Below are 18672 nucleotides of genomic sequence, written 5' to 3' on the forward strand. Positions count from 1 at the left end.
CGTCACCGGTGCATCGCCAGGATGCTCGCCGCTCGCACGGTGTAGGGGCTGCCGCAGGCAAGCCACGCCGGCTCGACCTCGGCGCGCGCAATGCCGCTTTTCGCGATCGCCGGGTGATGCGTCAACGTCGTCGCAAGCGAGGGCGGGCCGCCGCGTGGCGAGGTGACGAGCAGCGCGGGCGGGTCGGCCAGCAGGCGTTCGAGCGGCACGAAGCCATAGCCCGAGAACGGTGCTGCATTGGCATATCCCGCCGCGCGCAGGACCGCATCGGCCAGCGTTCCAGTTCCCGGCGCAAAGCCGCGCGCCTGCCACACGAGTGCCGTCGGCGGCGATGGCGCGCGTGCCGGGAGGATGGCAAGTGCATGGTCCATCTCCGCCACGATCGCCTCGGCGCGCGCGCTTTCGCCAACGGCCTCGCCGACGCGGCGAAGCTGCCCGGCGATCGCCGCGAAATCCTCCGCCAGCTCCAGCCGCAGCACAGGCACGCCGCGCCGCGCCAGTGCCGCCGCAGCGCCCGCCCCGCCCCAGGGGCCGGCGATGGCGAGGTCGGGCGCGAGCGGCAGAACGGCTTCCGCCGAGGGGCGCACCTGGGGGATGTCGCGCGCGCGATCGGCGACGGCAGACAACGTGCGGTCGGTCGCCAGCGGTGACAGCGCGGCGATGCGCGCGGGCGGCAGGAGCAGCACCAGGAACTGGTCAGCGCAGAGGTTCAGCGACACCACGCGCCCGGGTGGTTCCTTGGCGGGCGCAGCCGTGGCAAGCGCGGCCGAGAGCAGGAGTGCCGCGCACGCCGCGCGGAGCCTACAGGACCACGACACCCTGGTGCTTCGCCTTGTGCGGCGGCTCCACATGGATGGTGACGATACTGCCGGCGATCTCCGCCTTCAGCGCTTCCTCGACACGATCGCAGATCTCATGCGCGGTGCCGACGCGCATCTCCTCCGGAACCACGAGATGGAACTCGATGAAGGTGAAGCGGCCGGCATGGCGCGTGCGGATGTCATGCGCCTCGAGCGCTCCCTCGGCATGGCTCGCGACCAGGCGCCTGATCCGCGCGAGAAGCTCAGGCCCCACGGCCTCGTCCATCAGCCCGCCCACACTCTCGCGCATCAGCCGCCAGCCCGACCAGAGGATGTTGAAGGCCGTGAAGGCCGCGAGCGCCGGGTCGAGCCAGAGCTGGCCGGTCAGCACGACGAGGCCGACACCGATGAGAACGCCGATCGAGGTGACGACATCGGCGAAGAGATGCCGCGCATCGGCCATGAGGGCGGGCGAGCGAAGCTGCCGCCCGCGGCGGATCAGGACCGTTGCCCAGCCGGCGTTGATGGCGGTGGCGAACGCGTTCACCGCAAGGCCCAGGCCGGGCTGTTCGGGTACGCGGAGGTCGAACAGGGCGAGCCAGGATTCGCGGAGGATGACGAGTGCGGCCACGACGATGAGCGCGCCTTCGAGAACGGCCGAGAAGTATTCCGCCTTGGCGTGGCCGTAGGGATGGTTCGCATCCGCCGGGCGCTGCGCGTAGACGACGGCGCCGAGGGCCGCGAGCGCGGCGACGACGTTGACGATGCTCTCCACCGCATCGGCGAGCAGCGCCACGCTGCCGGTGATCCACCAGGCAGTGCCCTTCAGGCCCAGCACGATCAGGGCCACCACCAGACTCGTGGCGGCAAGGACGGTCGCACGCGTCATCCGCGGCCCCTTAGCACGCTGGGCCGGCCAGCGCGAAGCCACTTGAATACCTGTTCAAGTGTTTGACTGTCATGAGCGCATTGCGTGGCGGCGGGCCCCCCCATACCGGCACTGCGATTACCCTGACCCTCTCCTCCCGAGGGGGAGAGGGAACCCCGGGGCGAGATGTCGCAGCGCGTTCCCTCTCCCGCGTGCGGGAGAGGGACAGGGTGAGGGTGCTGCCCCTCAGACGGAGAAGTACTTCGCCCGCGGGTGATGCACCACGATCGCCGAGGTGGACTGCTCGGGGTGCAGCTGCCACTCGTCGGAGAGGCTCACGCCGATCCGCTCGCCACCCAACAGGCGCAGCAGTGCCTCCTGGTCCTCGAGGTTCGGGCAGGCGGGGTAGCCGAAGGAATACCGGCTCCCGCGATAGCCCTGTTGCAGCATTTTCTCGAGGTCGCGGTCATCATCGGCAGCGAACCCGAGCTCGGCGCGGATGCGCTTGTGCACGTACTCCGCCATCGCCTCGGCGACCTCGACCGAGAGGCCGTGCAGGTAGAGATAGTCCTGGTAGCGGTTGGCCTCGAACCAGTCGCGCGCCATGTCGGACGCCTTCTGCCCGACGGTGACGACCTGAAGCCCGATCACGTCGCGCCGCTCCGGCCCGTCGTCGATGTCGCGGAAGAAATCGGCGATGCACTCGCCATCCTCCTTCGCCTGGCGGGGCAGGGTGAAGCGGGTGAGCTCGGTCGTGCCGTCGTGGTCGAAGATCACCACGTCGTTGCCCTCGCCGGCCGCCTTCCAGTAGCCGTAGAGCGCCTGCGGGCGAAGGATGGCCTCGTCCTCGGCGAGCTTCAGCATGCGCTTGAGGATGGGGCGGAGTTCCTGCTTCGCCCAGCCGAGGAAATCCTCGAGCCGGCGGCCCTGTTTCCGGAAGCCCCACTGGAACTGGTAGAGCGAGCGCTCGTTGATGAAGGGCACCACGGCCTTGGTCGGCGCCTCGAGCAGCCGCGGGCCCCAGAAGGGCGGTGGCGGCACGGGCTCATCGCCGAGGATGCGGCGGCGGCGTGCGGCCGCGTAGCCGCGATCGACCGGTGCGGTCGCTGCCTCCGTCGCCTTGCCCAGGGTGCGGCGCGTGTTCGACGGCTTGCCCTTCCGCTTGGCCTGCACGGCCGCGAGATAGTCGTCGAACTGCCCCGTCGCCACCTTGTCCATCAGGTGGAGCCCGTCGAACGCATCGCGGGCATAGGCCACGCGCCCCGCGCCGTAGGCGTTGACGCAATCCTGCTCGACATAGTTCCGCGTCAGCGCGGCACCGCCGAGCATGACGGGAATGTCGAGGCCCTGGCGCGTCATCTCCTCGAGATTCTCGCGCATCACCACGGTGGACTTCACGAGAAGCCCCGACATGCCGATGGCATCCGCCCGGTTCTCGTTCGCCGCCTTCACCATGTCGGCGAGCGTGACCTTGATGCCGAGGTTGACCACCCGGTAGCCGTTGTTGGTCAGGATGATGTCGACGAGGTTCTTGCCGATGTCGTGCACGTCGCCCTTCACGGTGGCGAGCACGATGGTGCCTTTCTGCTGCCCCTCGACACGCTCCATCATCGGTTCCAGGTACGCAACGGCCGCCTTCATCGTCTCGGCACTCTGCAGCACGAACGGCAGCTGCATTTTCCCTGCGCCGAACAGCTCGCCCACCACCTTCATCCCGTCGAGCAGGATGTCGTTGATGATCGACAGCGGCGCGTGGCCGGCAGAGATCGCGTCCGCCAGCTCGTCATCGAGGCCCTTGCGGTCACCGTCGACGATGCGGTCCTTGAGGCGGCCTTCCACCGTCTCGGCGCGCTTCTTCTTGCCGGTATCCGCAGCCTTGCGCTCGGCGAACATCGCCAGCAGCGCCTGCAGCGGGTCGTAGCCCTCGGTGCGGCGATCGAAGATCAGGTCCTCGGCCACCTTCACCTCCTCGGGCGGGATCTGGTGCAGCGGCTTGATCTTCGAGACATGCACGATCGCACCCGTCATGCCCGCCTTCACGGCATGGTCGAGGAACACCGAGTTCAGCACGTGGCGCGCGGCGGGGTTCAGCCCGAAGCTGATGTTGGAGAGGCCGAGGATGATCTGGATGTCGGGAAACTCCTCGCGGATCATCCTGATGCCATCGAGCGTCCAGGCACCGAGCTTGCGGTCATCCTCGTTGCCGGTGGCGACCGTGAAGGTCAGCGGGTCGATCATCAGGTCCGATTGCGGCAGGCCGTAGCGGTCGCAGGCGAATTCGACGAGACGGCGGGCGATGCGGAGCTTGTCCTCGGCGGTCTTGGCCATGCCCACCTCGTCGATGGTGAGCGCGATGACGGCCGCGCCGAACTTCTTGGCCAGCGTCAGGCGGTCAGCCGCCGCACGCTCGCCCTCCTCGAAGTTGATCGAGTTGATGATCGGCTTGCCACCATGCAGTTTCAGCGCTGCCTCGATCACCGGCGTCTCGGTGCTGTCGATCACGAGCGGCGAGTTCACCGAGGAGGTGAAGCGCTTGATCACCTCCGTCATCTCGAACATCTCGTCGCGGCCGACGAAGGCGGTGCAGATGTCGAGGCTGTTGGAGCCTTCGCCGATCTGCTCGCGGCCCATCGCCACGCACCCGTCCCAGTCATTCACGGCCTGGAGCTCGCGCCACTTCTTCGAGCCGTTGGCGTTGCAGCGCTCGCCGATCGAGAAGTAGCTGTTCTCCTGGCGCAACGGAACCGCACCGTAGAGGCTGGCGACCGAAGGGATCCAGAAGCTCTTCCGCGCGACCGGGGCGGGGCGCAGCCGCGCACCGGCGCGGCGGCGGAGCATGGCGTCGAGCGCGGTGATGTGGGTGTTGTGCGTGCCGCAGCAGCCGCCGACGAGGTTGAGCCCGTCCTCGGCGACGAAACGCTCGATCCACGTCGCGAGATCGTCGGGCGAGAGCGGGTAGTGCGTGCGGCCATCGACGAGCTCGGGAAGGCCGGCATTGGGCTGCACCGAGATGAAGCCCGGCCAGTTCTGCGCGAGCCAGCGCACATGTTCGGCCATCTCCTGCGGCCCGGTGGCGCAGTTGAGGCCGAGCAGGGGAACGTCGAGCGCGTGCACGACGGCAGCGGCGGCGGCGATGTCGGGGCCGACCAGCAGCGTGCCGGTGGTCTCGACCGTCACCTGCACGAAGATCGGCGTATCGGTGCGGGCCTTGGCACGGGCGGCCTTGGCGCCGTTCACCGCTGCCTTGATCTGCAGCGTGTCCTGGCATGTCTCGATCAGGATCGCGTCGGCCCCGCCGGCGATCAGCCCGTCGGCCTGGAGCGTGAGCGCGGCTTCGAGCGTGTCATAGTCGATGTTGCCGAGGGAGGGCAGCTTCGTTCCGGGGCCGACGCTGCCGATCACCCAGCGGGGGCGGTCATCGGCGAACATCGCGGCTGCCTCGTGCGCAAGCTCGGCGGCGCGCTTGTTCAGCGCGAAGGCCTCGCTCTCCAGCCCGAACTCGGCGAGCGTGATCGGGCTCGCGCCGAAGGTGTTCGTCTCCACCATGTCGGCGCCGGCGGCGAAGTAGCCGTGGTGGATCTCGCGCACGATGTCGGGCCGCGAGATCAGCAGCACCTCGGTGCAGTTCTCCTTCCCCATGTAGTCGCGCTCGATGTCGAGGGTCATCGCCTGGATGCGCGCGCCGAACCCGCCGTCGCAGAGCAGCACCTGGTCCTTGAGCGCGTCGAGCAGATGGGGGCGTGACATGGTGATGTGTTCCTAGAGGGCGAGGGTGACGCGCGTCTCGCGCCGCGCTCTCGGCACGGCGAGGGGGGCGGATGCGACATGGACGAGAACAGGTAGCGGTCCGTTAACGCCGGTCGGCGGCGCGAGGGCGAGGCCTGCGGCGGCGAGTGGGCGGGCGATGGCGGCTTCGGAGAGGCCTGGGATGCGATGGGCGAGGCGGCGGATCAGGTCATCGCGCCCGTGCGGGGCAAGGTCGATCACCGCGATCTGCCCGCCCGGGGAAACGACGCGGGCCGCTTCGGCCAGCACCGCGGCAGGATCGTCGGCGTAGTGAAGCACCATGCAGAGGATCACGAGGTCGAACGCCTGGTCACCACCCGGGATGCGCGCCATATCGGCCTGCCGCACGGTGCAGTTGGCCAGGCCCTCGCCGCCGATGCGCGAGCGGGCGAGTGCGAGCATGCGACGGGAAAGGTCGATGCCGAGAACGCTGTCGGCGCGGGGGCTGAGGAGCGACATCATCCGCCCCGTGCCGCAGCCGATGTCGAGCACACGGCCGAGCCGGCCTGGTGGCAGGCGGGCCAGCAGCGCCTCCTCGATTGCCCTGACGGGCAGGTCGAGGGCGCGCATCTCGTCCCAGGCGGCCGGGTTGTCGCGGAAGGCGGCGATTGCCTCGCGGGCACGGTCGGCCCCGCGGGCGGCCGCGCGGCGGCGATCGGCTGCGAGCAGGGGGTCATCGGCGGCGAGGCTTGCGAGAGCGGTGGCGGCGATCGCGGCACCGGGTCCGTCGGCGGCGAGGCGGAAATAGACATTCGCCCCTTCGGGCTGGCGGGTGAGAACGCCGGCATCGCAGAGCAGCTTGAGGTGGCGGGAGAGCCTCGGCTGCGACTGGCCGAGGATCTCGACGAGGTCGCTCACGCACCATTCCCCGTTGGCGCAGAGGGGGAGCAGGCGAAGCCGCGTGGGCTCTGCGATGGCGCGGAGGGGGGCGAGGACGGCATCCATCGCTGGTCAATGACATAAAGATATGCTTATGTCCACATTATGATGGATGATGCGCGCATCGTTGTGCTTCCAACCGCCGCTGTCGGCCTGGAGCATCGCCCGGGAGACGCCTACGTCCTTGGCGCCGGCAGTGAGGGAGGCGCGGCGGCCGAGGGCGTGGCGGTCGAACGCCTGGCGCCATCTCTGCCAGCCCACGGACTCGCATGCATCTGCTGCACGCCCCGCGCGGCGCTGGTGGACGCGTTGCACCGCCTCTTCATCCGTCGTGCGCGTGGGGAGGTGCCCTTCTTTCGCCGCGTCATTGCCGCGGTGACAGAGGCGGAGATCGCCGCGGCACTCGCCGACCCACTCGTCGCGCAGCGCTTCCGCTCCGCTGTCGCGTCACCTGCCATTCCGCGACGTACGGCATTTCGTTGCGAATAGTTATCGACGGGGCGGGCGCGGGTCTCGGATGCAGCGGGGTTGACCGCGCCACTCCGCCGGGCATCATCTCACTTCATCGGAGCTATGCGTGTTGGCGATGATTCGTTCCCTGGCCGGAGATCAGGCGGGTGTTGATGACCAAGGCACCGACCACAATCGAGATGCTGGACCGGCTCGTGGCGTTCGACACGGTCAGCGCCAACAGCAACCTCGACTGCATCGACTTCATCCGCGGCTACCTGGCCGGCCACGGCGTCGCCTCGCGCATCACGCATGACGAGACGGGCCAGAAGGCGAACCTCTACGCCACGATCGGGCCGGATGACCGGCCGGGCGTCGCACTCTCGGGGCATGTCGACGTCGTGCCTGTCGCGGGCCAGGCGTGGACGGGCGATCCCTTCCGCCTTCGCCGCGAGAACGGGCGGTTGATCGGCCGCGGCACCTCCGACATGAAGGGCTTCGTCGCTGCCATCCTCGCCGCCGTGCCGGCGTTCAAGGCGCGCGACCTCAAGCGCCCGATCCATCTCTGCATCACCTATGACGAGGAGGTGGGCTGCCACGGCGCGCGCCGCCTCGCCGCCGATCTCGCGATGCTGCCGGTGCGGCCCGAGATGGTGATCGTGGGAGAGCCGTCGTCGATGAAGCCGATCATCGGCCACAAGGGGAAGGTTTCGGCCTTCTGCACGGTCGAGGGGCTGGCCGGCCACTCCGCGCACCCAGACCGCGCGGTGAACGCGCTCGAGATCGGCGTCGACATCGTCGCCTTCCTCAATGCGCAGGGACGGCGGATTCGCGCCGAGGGCCCTTTCGACCCGGCCTTCGACCCGCCATGGACGTCGGTGCACACCGGCACGTTCCACAGCGGGACGGCGCTCAACATCGTGCCGCACCGCGCGGAGTTCGTGTTCGAGTACCGCAACATCCCCGGCCACGATGCCTTCGCGCTGCTCGACGAGGTGCGCGCCTACGCAGAGGCCGTGCTGCTTCCCGCGATGCGCGCCGTCCACCCCGCCGCCGCCATCAACATCGAGACGCGCCCGGCGCTCGCCCCGATGGCGCTGCCGCGGGGCCACGCGCTTGCCGATCTCGTGCGCGGGTTGACCGGCGCCAACGATGCCGGGCATGTCAGCTACGGCACTGAGGGCGGCATTTTCCAGGAGGCTGGCATGGCATCGATCGTGTGCGGGCCCGGCGACATCGCCCAGGCCCATACGCCGGACGAGTGGATCGCCGAAAGCGAACTCGCCGCCTGCGATGCGTTCCTGATTCGCCTGGGCGATCGACTTGCAGCCTGACCACCGCCATACCGCCGGCCGTCCGGCACACCACGCAGGCCCGGCCGGGTTTTCTGTCGGCCTCGTCGCGCCCGACCTCCGGCCATGGACTCGGGGCAATGTCGGGGTACCCGGCGTCTGGAGCTTCGCCGCTGCGCAGCCGGGTCCGCACACCGCGATCGTTTCGATGGTGCATGGAAACGAATACGCGGGCGCGATCGCGCTCCTGCGCCTGCTCGAGGCGGGCGTCACGCCGCTCCGCGGGCGGCTATCCCTCGTCTTCGCCAATCTCGAAGCCTTCGTGCGCTTCGACCTGCGCCAGCCGACGGCCAGCCGCTATGTCGACGAGGACCTCAACCGCGTCTGGTGCCGTGCCGTCCTCGACGGCCCGCGCGAGAGTGCGGAACTTCGTCGCGCGCGCGAGCTTCGCCCGCTCATCGACACGGTGGACGTGCTGCTCGACCTCCACTCGATGCTGTGGGACAGCGATCCGCTGTTGCTCTCGGGCACGACCGAGAAGGCCCGCCGCCTCGCGCTCGCGATCGGCGCGCCGCGGCTGGTCGTCGGTGACCAGGGCCATGTCGGCGGCCGCAGGCTGATCGACTACCGCCCCTTCGCCGATCCGGGAACGAAACGGGCGGCGGTGCTGGTCGAGGCGGGGCAGCACTGGGTCGAGGGCACGGTCGAGACCCTGTTCGCCACGATCGCGGGCCTGCTCCGCCACACGGGCCAGATCGGCGAGGCAGGCGCCGCGGCACTCGCGCCACAGAAGCACGCGCCAGCGCCGGTGTTCGCGCAGGTGACGATGACCGTGACGGCCGAGAGCAGCGATTTCCGCTTCGTCCGTGCCTTCAGGGGCGGTGAGGTGGTGCGCGATCGGAACACCCTGATCGCGCTCGACGGCGATGCCGAAATCCGCACCCCGCATGACGATTGCATCCTGGTGATGCCCTCGCTCCGCACCTGCCGCGGCCACACCGCGGTCAGGCTGGCGAAGCTGGTCGGGGTCGGCGAGCCAATGCGCGGCTGAATGCCCTCTACGTCGGCTCGCCGATCGCCGGTTCCTTGCCGTCGGCCCTGAACATGGCGGCAACCCTGGCGATCGCGGCCTCGACCGCTGCTGCATCGACGCCGCGCGCGACGATCGCGACGCCATTGCCGGAGGCGCGGTAGTACGGATAGCTGCCGAGCGACACGCCCTCGCTTTCGGCCTGGATCGCGGCAAGCGGCTCGGCGATCGCGCCCTCGAACACGCCGATCGCGTGCACCGAGCGGCTGACGGTCGGAACGCCGCCCTCGAGCGTCGGCGCCAGCGCCTCGAACATCGCCTGCATCACCTTCGGTACGCCCGCCATGACATGGACGTTGCCGATGCGGAACCCGGGTGCCACCGACACGGCGTTGCGGATCAGCGTCGCCCCCTCCGGGACCGTCGCCATGCGCAGGCGGGCGGCGTTGAACTCCACGGGCGGGACACGCGCTGCATAGTCGGCGGCCATCTCGGCATAGGCCTCGGGGTGCACCACCCAGGCGACGCCGAACGCCTCGGCGATGCATTCGGAGGTGATGTCGTCATGCGTCGGCCCGATGCCGCCGGTGGTGAACACGTAGGTGAAGCGGGCGCGCACGTCGCGGACGGTGGCGACGATCACCGCGCGGTCATCGGGGATCACGCGCACCTCGCGGAGTGGGATGCCGAGCTCGCCCAGGCGCTGGCCGAGGAACTGGATGTTGGCATCGCGCGTGCGGCCGGAGAGAACCTCGTCCCCGATCACGAGGAGGCAGGCGGTGGGGCGCTTGTCTGTCATCGGATCGTCCTCAAAGCCAGTGATCGTCACAGCCAGTCGCGCAGCATCGCGACGAGCGGGATATCGGCCGGCGGCATGGGATAGTCGGCGAGCTTGTTGGGGCGCACCCAGGCCAGCGCCTGGCCCTCGAGCGGCGTGGGCGTCCCCTGCCAGCGGCGGCAGAGATAGAGCGGCATCATCAGGTGGAACTTCTCGTAGGCGTGGCTCGCGAAGGTGAAGGGCCCGAGGCAGGAGGCGGAGACGTCGATGCCAAGCTCCTCCTTCAGCTCACGGATCAGCGCAGCCTCCGGCGTCTCGCCTGGCTGAACCTTGCCGCCCGGGAACTCCCAGAGGCCCGCCAGCGCCTTGCCCTCTGGGCGGCGGGCGAGCAGCACGCGGCCATCGCCATCGATCAGTGCGACGGCAGCGACCAGCAGCAGCTTCCGCTCGTCGCCCAGCGTCGCGAGCCCAGGTGCAGCCCTGCCATGGCCCGACGCTGCCATGCGGTCGGCCCGCGTCAGCGCGAACCAGCGCACCGGGAAGGCGCCGCCGCGGGACGCGAAATCGTGCTCGGCCTCGTGGGTGAAGCGGAACCCTTCCTTCTCGAGAACCCGCATCGAGGCTGCGTTGTCATCGGCCACGTAGGCGATCAGCCGGTCGAGCCCGAGCGTGCCGAGGGCCCAGGAGGTGACGCGCGCGAGCGCCTCGCCGGCAACGCCATGGCCCCAGTAGCGCCGCCCGACCCAGTAGCCGATCCGCCCCGTGCCGCGCTCGGTGCGCGTGAGCCCGATCACGCCGATGGGATGCTCCTCCTCGCGCCCGGTGATGCAGAAATGGAAGGCTCGGTCCGCCTCGCGGTCGGCGGCAGTGCGGCCGATCCAGGTGGCGAGGTTCTCGAGCTGATACGGAAACGGAACGGGCCCGAGATTGCGCGCGACTTCCCAGTCGTTGATCAGCCGGTGCAGCGGTGCGGCATCCTCCTCGCCAAGCGGGCGAAGCCTCAGCCGCTCCGTCAGCAGCCCTGTTTCGGGATCAGCTGCGGTAGCTGCCATTGATGTCGATATAGGCGTGGGTCAGGTCGCAGGTCCACACCGTCGCGGCACCTGAGCCGAGGCCGAGATCGACGGTGATGTCGACCTCGCGGCCCTTGATGTGCGCGACCACGGGCGTCTCGTCATAACCGGGCACGACGGTGCCCTCGCGCGCCATCCACACCCCGCCCATCGCGACCGAGAGGCGATCGCGATCGGCGGGCTCGCCGGCCTTGCCGACGGCCATCACGATGCGGCCCCAGTTCGCGTCCTCTCCCGCCACGGCGGTCTTCACCAGCGGCGAGTTCGCGATGGAAAGGGCCACCCGCTTGGCCGATTTCGCGCTGACGGCACCGGTGACGTCGATCCTGATCAGCTTCTGGGCGCCCTCGCCATCACGCACCACGAGCAAGGCGAGGTCGTGCAGCACGGCATCGAGGGCGGCGCGGAAGCCCTTCAGCATCGCCCCACCCTCGGCGGGTACACGGGGATGTTTCACGGCACCGGTGGCGAACAGCAGCAGCGTGTCGGAGGTGGAGGTGTCACTGTCCACCGTCGTGCAGTTGAAGCTCTTCGCGACACCCCTGGACAGCATCGCCTGGAGCAATGCGGCGGGGAGCTTCGCGTCGGTGAACACGAAGGCGAGCATCGTCGCCATGTCGGGCGCGACCATGCCGCTGCCCTTGGCGATGCCGGTGATGCGTACCGTCTCGCCGCCGATCTCGGCGGTGCGCGTCACCGCCTTGGGGAAGGTGTCGGTCGTCATGATCGCACGCGCGGCGGCTTCCCAGTTGCTCTCGCTCAGGGCGCCGTACAGGCCGGGCAGGGCAGCGGTGAGCTTCTCGGCCGGCAGCACCTGGCCGATCACGCCTGTGGAGGCGAGGAAAACCTCGCGCGGCCTGCAGCCGACGAGCTTCGCGGCCGCTTCGGCCGAGGCCTTGGCCGCCTGCGCACCCGCGCGACCGGTGAAGACATTGGCATTGCCGGCATTGATGACGACCGCGCGTGCCTTTCCGCCCTTCAATGCCGCACGGCACCAATCCACCGGCGCGCCCGGGCATTTGTTGGTGGTGAACACGCCGGCCACCGTTGTGCCGGGCGCGAATTCCGCCATCACGAGATCATCGCGCCCGACATAGCGGATGCCCGCCGCCATCGCGCCGAGGCGAACCCCGGCGACCGGCGGCAGTGCGGGCAGCGGGAGGGCGAGGGGAGAGACAGTGAGGGCCATGGGGGGGTTCCGTCAGCGGGGCGCGGGCGTCGGTGCGGCGGGCGGGGTTGCCATCGGCGAGCCATCGATGTTGAAGCGCTGCACGGTGGCGGCGGCGCGCAGCTTGTCCACCACGCTGGTCGCTGCCTCCTCGATCACGCTGCGGCGGATGCCTTCCTCTGCCTCCTCGAAGGAGGGGCGCGGCTCCTCGCGACGTTCCTCGACCTTGATCACGTGCCAGCCGAACTGGGTGCGCACGGGGGTGGTGGTGATCTGGCCGGGCTGGAGCGCGAAGGCGGCTTCGGCGAAGGCGTCCGGCATCTCCTCCTTCTTGAAGAAGCCGAGATCGCCGCCTTCCGCAGCACCTGGGCCGCGCGAACGCTCCCGCGCGAGGGTGGCAAAATCGGCCCCGCCCTGCAGCGCGGTGATCACACCCCGCGCATCCGTCTCGGTCTGCACGAGGATGTGACGCGCGCGCACCTGCGCTTCAGCGGGCTGGCTCGCGATGTCGCGCTGGTAGCGGGCGCGCAGCGCCTCCTCGGACATCAGCGGCCCGATCTCACGCGCGAGAAAGGCCTGCTGCAGCGCCTCCTCCTCGGCCTGGCGCACGCGGGCGCGCACCTCGGGGCTGTTCTGCAGGTTCGCCTTCCGCGCGGCATCAGCCAGCACGCGCTGGCTGATCATCTGGTCGATCAGCAGCGGAAACAGCATCATCGGCGGCATCGCGCGGAATTGCTCGGGCAGGGCGCGTGCTGCCTCCTCGACCTCCGACAGCAGGATCGGCGTGCCGTCGATCCGCGCGACCACGGGGTCGGCGGCCGGGTTGACGGGCTGGATCTGGGCAAGGACCTGGGCCGAAGCAGGGCTTCCGGCGAGCAGAAGCCCCGCCAGGATGACGGCGGAGCGAGCATCGAGACGAGGCATCTGGAACCCTTCGCGCGGCCGGGCGGCTCGGTGCTGCCCGGGGGGCGGATGATGGCCCAGCCACGCGCCCGCCACAAGCAAGGCCCGGCAAGCCCCCAAGGGCGCCCCTGGGGGGGGCGAGGGGCCATTTCCCGGGGGCGTGATTGACGGGGTGGCAGGTGCGGTCCCATATGACCCCCGTACCAGTCCGGCCATCCGCCCAGAGATCGTCACCAGTGATCCTCAGGCGGCCGTGCCGGACCCGAGGCAGGAACGGCAACGGCGCCATTCCTCCCGGCCCATGCGACAGGACCGCAGCAGGACCCGATCGACCGATGCTGAACCGCCTCGCCCGCGCCATCCTGGGCACCACGAACGACCGGATGCTGAAGGCCTATCGCAAGCGCGTGCCGGCGATCGCCGCACATGAGCCTGCGATGAAGGCGCTCACCGACGAGGGCCTCGCCGCCAAGACGGTGGAGTTCCGTGCCCGCCTGGAAAAGGGCGAGACACTCGACGCTCTCCTGCCCGAGGCCTTCGCGGCGGTGCGGGAGGCGGCCAGCCGCGTGCTCGGCCAGCGGCATTTCGACGTGCAGATGATCGGCGGCATCGTGCTGCACGAGGGCCGCATCGCCGAGATGAAGACCGGCGAGGGCAAGACGCTGGTCGCGACCCTGCCCGCCTATCTCAACGCTCTCGCGGGCAAGGGCGTTCACGTCGTCACCGTAAACGACTACCTCGCCAAGCGCGACGCCGCCTGGATGGGCCGCGTCTACGGCTTCCTCGGGCTCACCGTCGGCACCATCGTGCACGGGATGACGGATGAGGAGCGGCGCGCCGCCTATGCGGCGGACATCACCTACGGCACCAACAACGAGTTCGGATTCGACTACCTCCGCGACAACATGAAGTACCGCGTCGAGGACATGTGCCAGCGGGACTTCAACTTCGCGATCGTCGACGAGGTCGACAGCATCCTGATCGACGAGGCACGCACGCCGCTGATCATCTCGGGCCCTGCCGATGACAGCTCCGAGCTCTACCGCCAGGTCGATGCCGTCGTGCGCGTGCTCGTGGAGGATCCGTCCACCTACGAGAAGGACGAGAAGATGCGCACCGTCTCGCTCACCGAAGCGGGGAGCGAGCGTGTCGAGGAGATGCTGCGCGAGGCGGCCGTGGTGAAGGAGGGCAACCTCTACGACATCGCCAACATCTCCGTCGTCCACCACCTGAACCAGAGCGTTCGCGCACACACCCTCTACCGCCTCGACGTGGACTACGTCGTCAGGCGCGATCCGCGCGACAACGTGCAGAAGATCGTCATCATCGACGAGTTCACGGGCCGGATGATGGAGGGTCGCCGCTACTCCGAAGGGCTGCATCAGGCGCTCGAGGCGAAGGAGGGCGTGCCGGTCCAGCAGGAGAACCAGACGCTCGCCTCCATCACCTTCCAGAACTATTTCCGCCTCTACCCCAAGCTCGCCGGCATGACCGGTACGGCCGCGACCGAGGCCGACGAGTTCGCCGAGATCTACAAGCTCGAGGTGACGGAGATCCCCACCAACGTTCCCGTGGCGCGCAAGGATGCCGATGACGAGGTGTATCGTTCCGCCCGCGAGAAGTACGACGCCGTCTGCACGCTGATCGAGGATGCGATCAAGCGCGGCCAGCCCGTGCTGATGGGCACCACCTCGATCGAGAAGAGCGAGCTCGTCGCGACCCTGCTCCGAGAGCGGAACATTCCGCACAACGTGCTCAATGCCCGCTTCCACGAGCAGGAGGCGCCCATCATCGCCCAGGCCGGCAGGCCCGGCACCGTCACGGTCGCGACCAACATGGCCGGCCGCGGCACCGACATCCAGCTCGGCGGCAATGCCGACATGCGCATCGGGCTCGAGCTCGGCACGATGGAGGAAGGCCCCGAGAAGGAGGCGCGGATTGCCGCGATCCGCGAGGAGGTCGCTGCCGCGCGCGAGGTGGTGAAGGCAGCCGGCGGCCTCTACGTCATCGGCACCGAGCGGCACGAGAGCCGGCGAATCGACAACCAGTTGCGCGGCCGCTCAGGCCGGCAGGGCGACCCGGGCGGATCGAAGTTCTTCCTCTCGCTCGAGGACGACCTGATGCGCATCTTCGGCTCCGACCGCATGGGCGGGATGCTGCAGAAGCTCGGCCTGAAGGAAGGCGAGGCGATCGTCCACGCGTGGATCAACAAGGCGCTCGAGAAGGCGCAGAAGAAGGTCGAGGCGCGCAACTTCGACACGCGCAAGAACCTGCTGAAGTACGACAACGTCATGAACGACCAGCGGCGCGAGGTGTACGCGCAGCGGAAGGAGTTCATGAAGGCCGAGGATGTCGCCGCGACCGTCGCCGAGATGCGCGAGGAGGTCATCGGCGACCTCGTCGCGCGCACCATCCCCCAGAACGCGATGCCGGAGCAGTGGGACACCGCCGCGCTGCACGAGGAGATCCTCCGCCTGTTCGGGCTCGACCTGCCCGTGAAGGAATGGGCAGCCGAGGAAGGCATCGACGACGAGGGCGTGAGCGAGCGCATCACCCGCGAGGTCAACGCGCTGATGGCGAAGAAGGCAGCCGATTTCGGGCCCGACCTGCTGCGCTATGTCGAGAAGTCGGTGCTGCTGCAGGTGCTCGACCAGGTGTGGAAAGAGCATCTGCTCGCCCTCGACCATCTCCGCCAGGGCATCGGCTTGCGCGCCTACGGACAGCGCGATCCGCTGAACGAGTACAAGACCGAGGCGTTCAACCTCTTCAACCGCATGCTCGGCGAGTTCCGCGAGCGGACGACGAGCCTGCTTGCCCGCGTCGAGCTTGCCCCGCCCGCGCCGCCGCCGGCCTTCGCGCCCGAGATGATCGAGACGCGCGTCGACCCTGCCTTCGCCGGGGAGATGGGTGGCGGGACGGACGCTGGCGTGATCGAGCGGCCGGCCGCGCGCCGGGCCGATGCGGTCGATGCGGCCGACCCGTCGACGTGGCACCGCACGCCGCGCAACGCGGCCTGCCCCTGCGGGTCAGGCAAGAAGTACAAGCACTGCCACGGCAAGGTGTGAACGGGCTGCTCGCCACGCTCGGCGGGCGGACCAGGCGGCTCTCCCAGGGCGAGGTGCTGTTCCGGGAGGGCGAGGCGGCACGGGATGTCGCCGAGGTGGCGTCCGGCCGCCTCGTGCTTCGCCGCCATCTCCCCGATGGGTCACTGCTCGTCATCGATCATCTCGGCATCGGCGACCTTGTGGCCGAAGGTGCCCTGGCCCAGCCGCATTACGGATGCGAGGTCGCCGCCGCAGAGGCGGGACAGGTGCGCGTGATCGCCGCAGCGACAGTGCGTGACGCGATGGCCGCAAACCCGGCCTTCGCCACGATGCTTGTGGCGGCCATGGCATCGCGCATCCACCGGCTGCGCACGCGGCTTGCGCTGCGAGCGATGCGCCCGGCGCGGCGGCGCGTGCTTGCCGCCCTGGCGCTCGACGCAGTCGGTGAGCCGCCCGTCGCCATGATCGCTGGGCCGCTCGCAGGCTTTGCCGAGGCGATCGGGCTCACCCCAGCCGCATTCTACCGTACGCTCGCCGCGCTTGAGCGCGAGGGGGCCATCCTCCGTGCCGGACAGCGGATCACGCTCGCCGCGCTCAGGCAGGAAGATGCAGCGTCAAACCTGTGCCGGGGATGAGAGCATCGACGTGGCCGGAGAGTGCCCGGTCGTCCGTGACCAGGTGGAGATGCGAGAACTCGCCCCGGTGGGTGAACACGTCTTCATGCCGGCGGGAGTAGAAGCCGACGAGCGTCATGGCCCGGTCGGCCAGGAGTGGCTGGCCCGTGCCGTGCGGTCCCCCATGCCCCCCGCCATGCCCCGCGCTATTCCCTGGGGGCCGTGCCGGACCGCCGAGGACGTGCCACGCAACCTCCGTCGGCCGGCCAGTCAACAGGAACGGGAAGGGGCCGTCGGGGTCCAAGCCCTCAGCCGCCGCGATCGTCCCGAGATGCGCCTCGAGCGCGCGCTGATCGGCCAGCGCCGGAAGCGGGCGCTGCGTCCAGCCGCGCACCTCCGCCCAGACGAGGAAGGGCGCGCGGGCGTTCCTGTCCTCCACCACCCTGACGCGGCGATGCTCAAGGGTGGCCACGAGCGACGTGCCATCGAGGATGGTGAGTTCGCCGGCGAGGTCCTCCGTCGGCCCGACGGCCCAGACGCCGCGCGCGGGAAGTGCTGCCGCGGAGATCCGGGCCGCACGCGCCCCCTCCCGCATCGTCTCGCGGAAGCTGCCGACCATGTCCAGGCGGAACCGCCCCCGGGGATCGGACACGGCAGCGGCGCCCGCGCCCTGCACCGCGAGGCCGAGGCAGGCACACGCGCCACCACAGATCACCCATCGCCTGCCCTGTTTCACGCCGAAGCTCCTCGCCGCTGCCGCATGGCCTGGACCATGCCTCGCATCGGTCGCTGGCTGCCATGATCACGGTCATGCCGACGCCGCGGTGGCGCCCGATGACGACAGCTCACCTCCCCGCCGTCGCCGCGCTCGAGGTGCTCTGCCATGCGCCGCTGCCGCCGGAGGGCGAGGCGCTGTTTGTCGAGCGGCTGGCGCTGTTCCCCCGAGGCTGCCTCGTCGTGACCGATCAGGAGGGGCTCGCCGGCTATGCCGTGGCGCACCCGGCGCGACGGGGCGAGCCGCCGCATCTCGGCGAAACGCTTGGCGCGCTGCCGGCGGGTGCGGATTGTCTCCACCTGCACGATCTCGCGCTGCACCCGCGCGTGCGCGGACAAAGGCTGCCCGGGGGCGCCGTCGCCCTGCTCGTCGCCCTTGCGCGGGCGGAGGGGCTCGCGCGCCTCTCCCTCGTCGCCGTGCACGGGACCGCACCGCTCTGGGCGCGGCAGGGCTTCGCGCCCGCCGAAGCTGCCCTGCACGGCTATGGTGGCGGGGCTGTCTACATGCTGCGCGAGGCCTGACGCCTGGGCTATCATGCCGGGCATGCACCGTTTCGCATTCCGGCTCGTTGGCGTGCTGCTCTGCCTCCTCTCCCTGCCCGTCGTCGCGCAGGACCTTGTCAGCCGCCCGCGTGCCGGCGAGCAGGAAACCGCACAGGCCGGCGGCGGGTCGGGGCGGTTCAGCTTCATCGGCGCGCTGCGATGCCCGGATGGGCGCGTGATGGTCGGCCTCAGGACCTCTTCCGGCCCGCTCCTGAACGGTGTCGAGCTCGCCTGCGCGCCGCCGATCTGCGATTCCGGCCAGTGCCGCTGGCGGGCCGACAGCGCCGCCTGGCTCGCGGCGGCGGGAACAACCGCTGGAGAGGCGACGACGATGCTCTGCCCGACGACGGCAATGGTCTCCGGCTTCCGCGCCACCGTCGTACGCGTTCCGTCGGGCACAGCGGTCGACCAGCTGCAGGTGCAGTGCGCGGCGCTTGCCGGCATCGCGCCCGACGGCGGATTCGCGATCGTGCCGGGTGCCGATCCGCGCGGGTCGCGCACCGTGTTGCCGCCCGGGCGGCCGTTGACCGACCCGGTGCGCGGCAGCTGCCGCGATCGCGGCGCGGCGGCGGTCTCTGTCGCCGTCGGCACCTATCCGCCGGGACTTGGTGGGCAGGGGCTGCACGTCCGCGCGCTGTCGGTGTTCTGCGGCGGCCAGGTGGAGTAGGCG

At 69.8% G+C, this 18672-nt stretch carries 16 protein-coding genes; 7 read left to right on the top strand and 9 right to left on the bottom strand.

Annotated features, from left to right (window positions below; all coding sequences use genetic code 11):
* Positions 1-2: 2 nt before the first annotated feature.
* The 4 genes from Q0C38_RS00810 to Q0C38_RS00825 form a co-directional block, all read right to left on the bottom strand.
* A complete protein-coding gene (locus Q0C38_RS00810; protein ID WP_291295142.1) occupies positions 3-818 on the bottom strand; it encodes an ABC transporter substrate-binding protein in 816 nt (271 codons plus the stop codon).
* Positions 802-1689: a cation diffusion facilitator family transporter gene (locus tag Q0C38_RS00815; protein WP_291295143.1), complete on the bottom strand. Its 888-nt coding sequence runs from the start codon at positions 1687-1689 to the stop codon at positions 802-804. The genes Q0C38_RS00810 and Q0C38_RS00815 overlap by 17 nt, the downstream gene beginning before the upstream one ends.
* Before the next feature lie 225 nt (positions 1690-1914).
* Positions 1915-5415, bottom strand: coding sequence for a methionine synthase (gene metH, locus Q0C38_RS00820; RefSeq protein ID WP_291295144.1), 3501 nt, complete (start codon positions 5413-5415; stop codon positions 1915-1917).
* A 12-nt stretch (positions 5416-5427) separates the two neighbouring features.
* Complete coding sequence (locus Q0C38_RS00825; protein ID WP_291295145.1) at positions 5428-6399, bottom strand: metalloregulator ArsR/SmtB family transcription factor; 972 nt, start codon at positions 6397-6399, stop codon at positions 5428-5430.
* 279 nt (positions 6400-6678) lie between these two features.
* On the opposite strand from Q0C38_RS00825, the gene Q0C38_RS00830 reads away from it, so the two are divergent.
* From Q0C38_RS00830 to Q0C38_RS00840, 3 genes are all read left to right on the top strand, one after another.
* Complete coding sequence (locus Q0C38_RS00830) at positions 6679-6822, top strand: hypothetical protein (protein ID WP_291295146.1); 144 nt, start codon at positions 6679-6681, stop codon at positions 6820-6822.
* Positions 6823-6956: 134 nt separating this feature from the next.
* A complete protein-coding gene (gene argE / locus Q0C38_RS00835; protein WP_291295147.1) occupies positions 6957-8117 on the top strand; it encodes an acetylornithine deacetylase in 1161 nt (386 codons plus the stop codon).
* Entirely contained in the window at positions 8107-9126 is a 1020-nt protein-coding gene (locus Q0C38_RS00840) for a succinylglutamate desuccinylase/aspartoacylase family protein (protein WP_291295148.1), read from the top strand. The genes argE and Q0C38_RS00840 overlap by 11 nt, the downstream gene beginning before the upstream one ends.
* Before the next feature lie 7 nt (positions 9127-9133).
* Here the strand turns inward: Q0C38_RS00840 and Q0C38_RS00845 are convergent, their stop codons facing one another.
* From Q0C38_RS00845 to Q0C38_RS00860, 4 genes are read right to left on the bottom strand one after another with little or no spacing between them, the layout of a single operon-like run.
* The gene (locus Q0C38_RS00845) at positions 9134-9904 is read right to left on the bottom strand and encodes a molybdopterin-binding protein (RefSeq protein ID WP_291295149.1); all 771 of its coding nucleotides are present in this window, start codon (positions 9902-9904) and stop codon (positions 9134-9136) included.
* Between the two features lie 26 nt (positions 9905-9930).
* The gene (locus Q0C38_RS00850) at positions 9931-10935 is read right to left on the bottom strand and encodes a bifunctional GNAT family N-acetyltransferase/(deoxy)nucleoside triphosphate pyrophosphohydrolase (RefSeq protein ID WP_291295150.1); all 1005 of its coding nucleotides are present in this window, start codon (positions 10933-10935) and stop codon (positions 9931-9933) included.
* A complete protein-coding gene (gene argJ / locus Q0C38_RS00855; RefSeq protein WP_291295151.1) occupies positions 10916-12145 on the bottom strand; it encodes a bifunctional glutamate N-acetyltransferase/amino-acid acetyltransferase ArgJ in 1230 nt (409 codons plus the stop codon). Before argJ ends, Q0C38_RS00850 begins: the two co-directional genes overlap by 20 nt.
* 12 nt (positions 12146-12157) lie before the next feature.
* Positions 12158-13048, bottom strand: coding sequence for a peptidylprolyl isomerase (locus tag Q0C38_RS00860; protein WP_291295152.1), 891 nt, complete (start codon positions 13046-13048; stop codon positions 12158-12160).
* Between the two features lie 314 nt (positions 13049-13362).
* On the opposite strand from Q0C38_RS00860, the gene secA reads away from it, so the two are divergent.
* Both secA and Q0C38_RS00870 read left to right on the top strand, forming a co-directional pair.
* The gene (gene secA, locus Q0C38_RS00865; protein WP_291295153.1) at positions 13363-16092 is read left to right on the top strand and encodes a preprotein translocase subunit SecA; all 2730 of its coding nucleotides are present in this window, start codon (positions 13363-13365) and stop codon (positions 16090-16092) included.
* On the top strand, positions 16089-16706 hold the full coding sequence (locus Q0C38_RS00870; protein WP_291295154.1) for a Crp/Fnr family transcriptional regulator: 618 nt from the start codon (positions 16089-16091) through the stop codon (positions 16704-16706). Before secA ends, Q0C38_RS00870 begins: the two co-directional genes overlap by 4 nt.
* Here the strand turns inward: Q0C38_RS00870 and Q0C38_RS00875 are convergent.
* Complete coding sequence (locus tag Q0C38_RS00875; protein ID WP_291295155.1) at positions 16666-17421, bottom strand: hypothetical protein; 756 nt, start codon at positions 17419-17421, stop codon at positions 16666-16668. The genes Q0C38_RS00870 and Q0C38_RS00875 overlap by 41 nt on opposite strands.
* Positions 17422-17519: 98 nt before the next feature.
* Here Q0C38_RS00875 and Q0C38_RS00880 point away from each other — a divergent pair, with 98 nt between their 5' ends.
* Complete coding sequence (locus Q0C38_RS00880; RefSeq protein WP_291295156.1) at positions 17520-17981, top strand: GNAT family N-acetyltransferase; 462 nt, start codon at positions 17520-17522, stop codon at positions 17979-17981.
* 22 nt (positions 17982-18003) lie between these two features.
* Complete coding sequence (locus Q0C38_RS00885) at positions 18004-18669, top strand: hypothetical protein (protein ID WP_291295157.1); 666 nt, start codon at positions 18004-18006, stop codon at positions 18667-18669.
* Positions 18670-18672: the final 3 nt, after the last annotated feature.

The organism is Elioraea sp., assembly GCF_022842375.1.
GTDB lineage: Bacteria > Pseudomonadota > Alphaproteobacteria > Acetobacterales > Acetobacteraceae > Elioraea_A.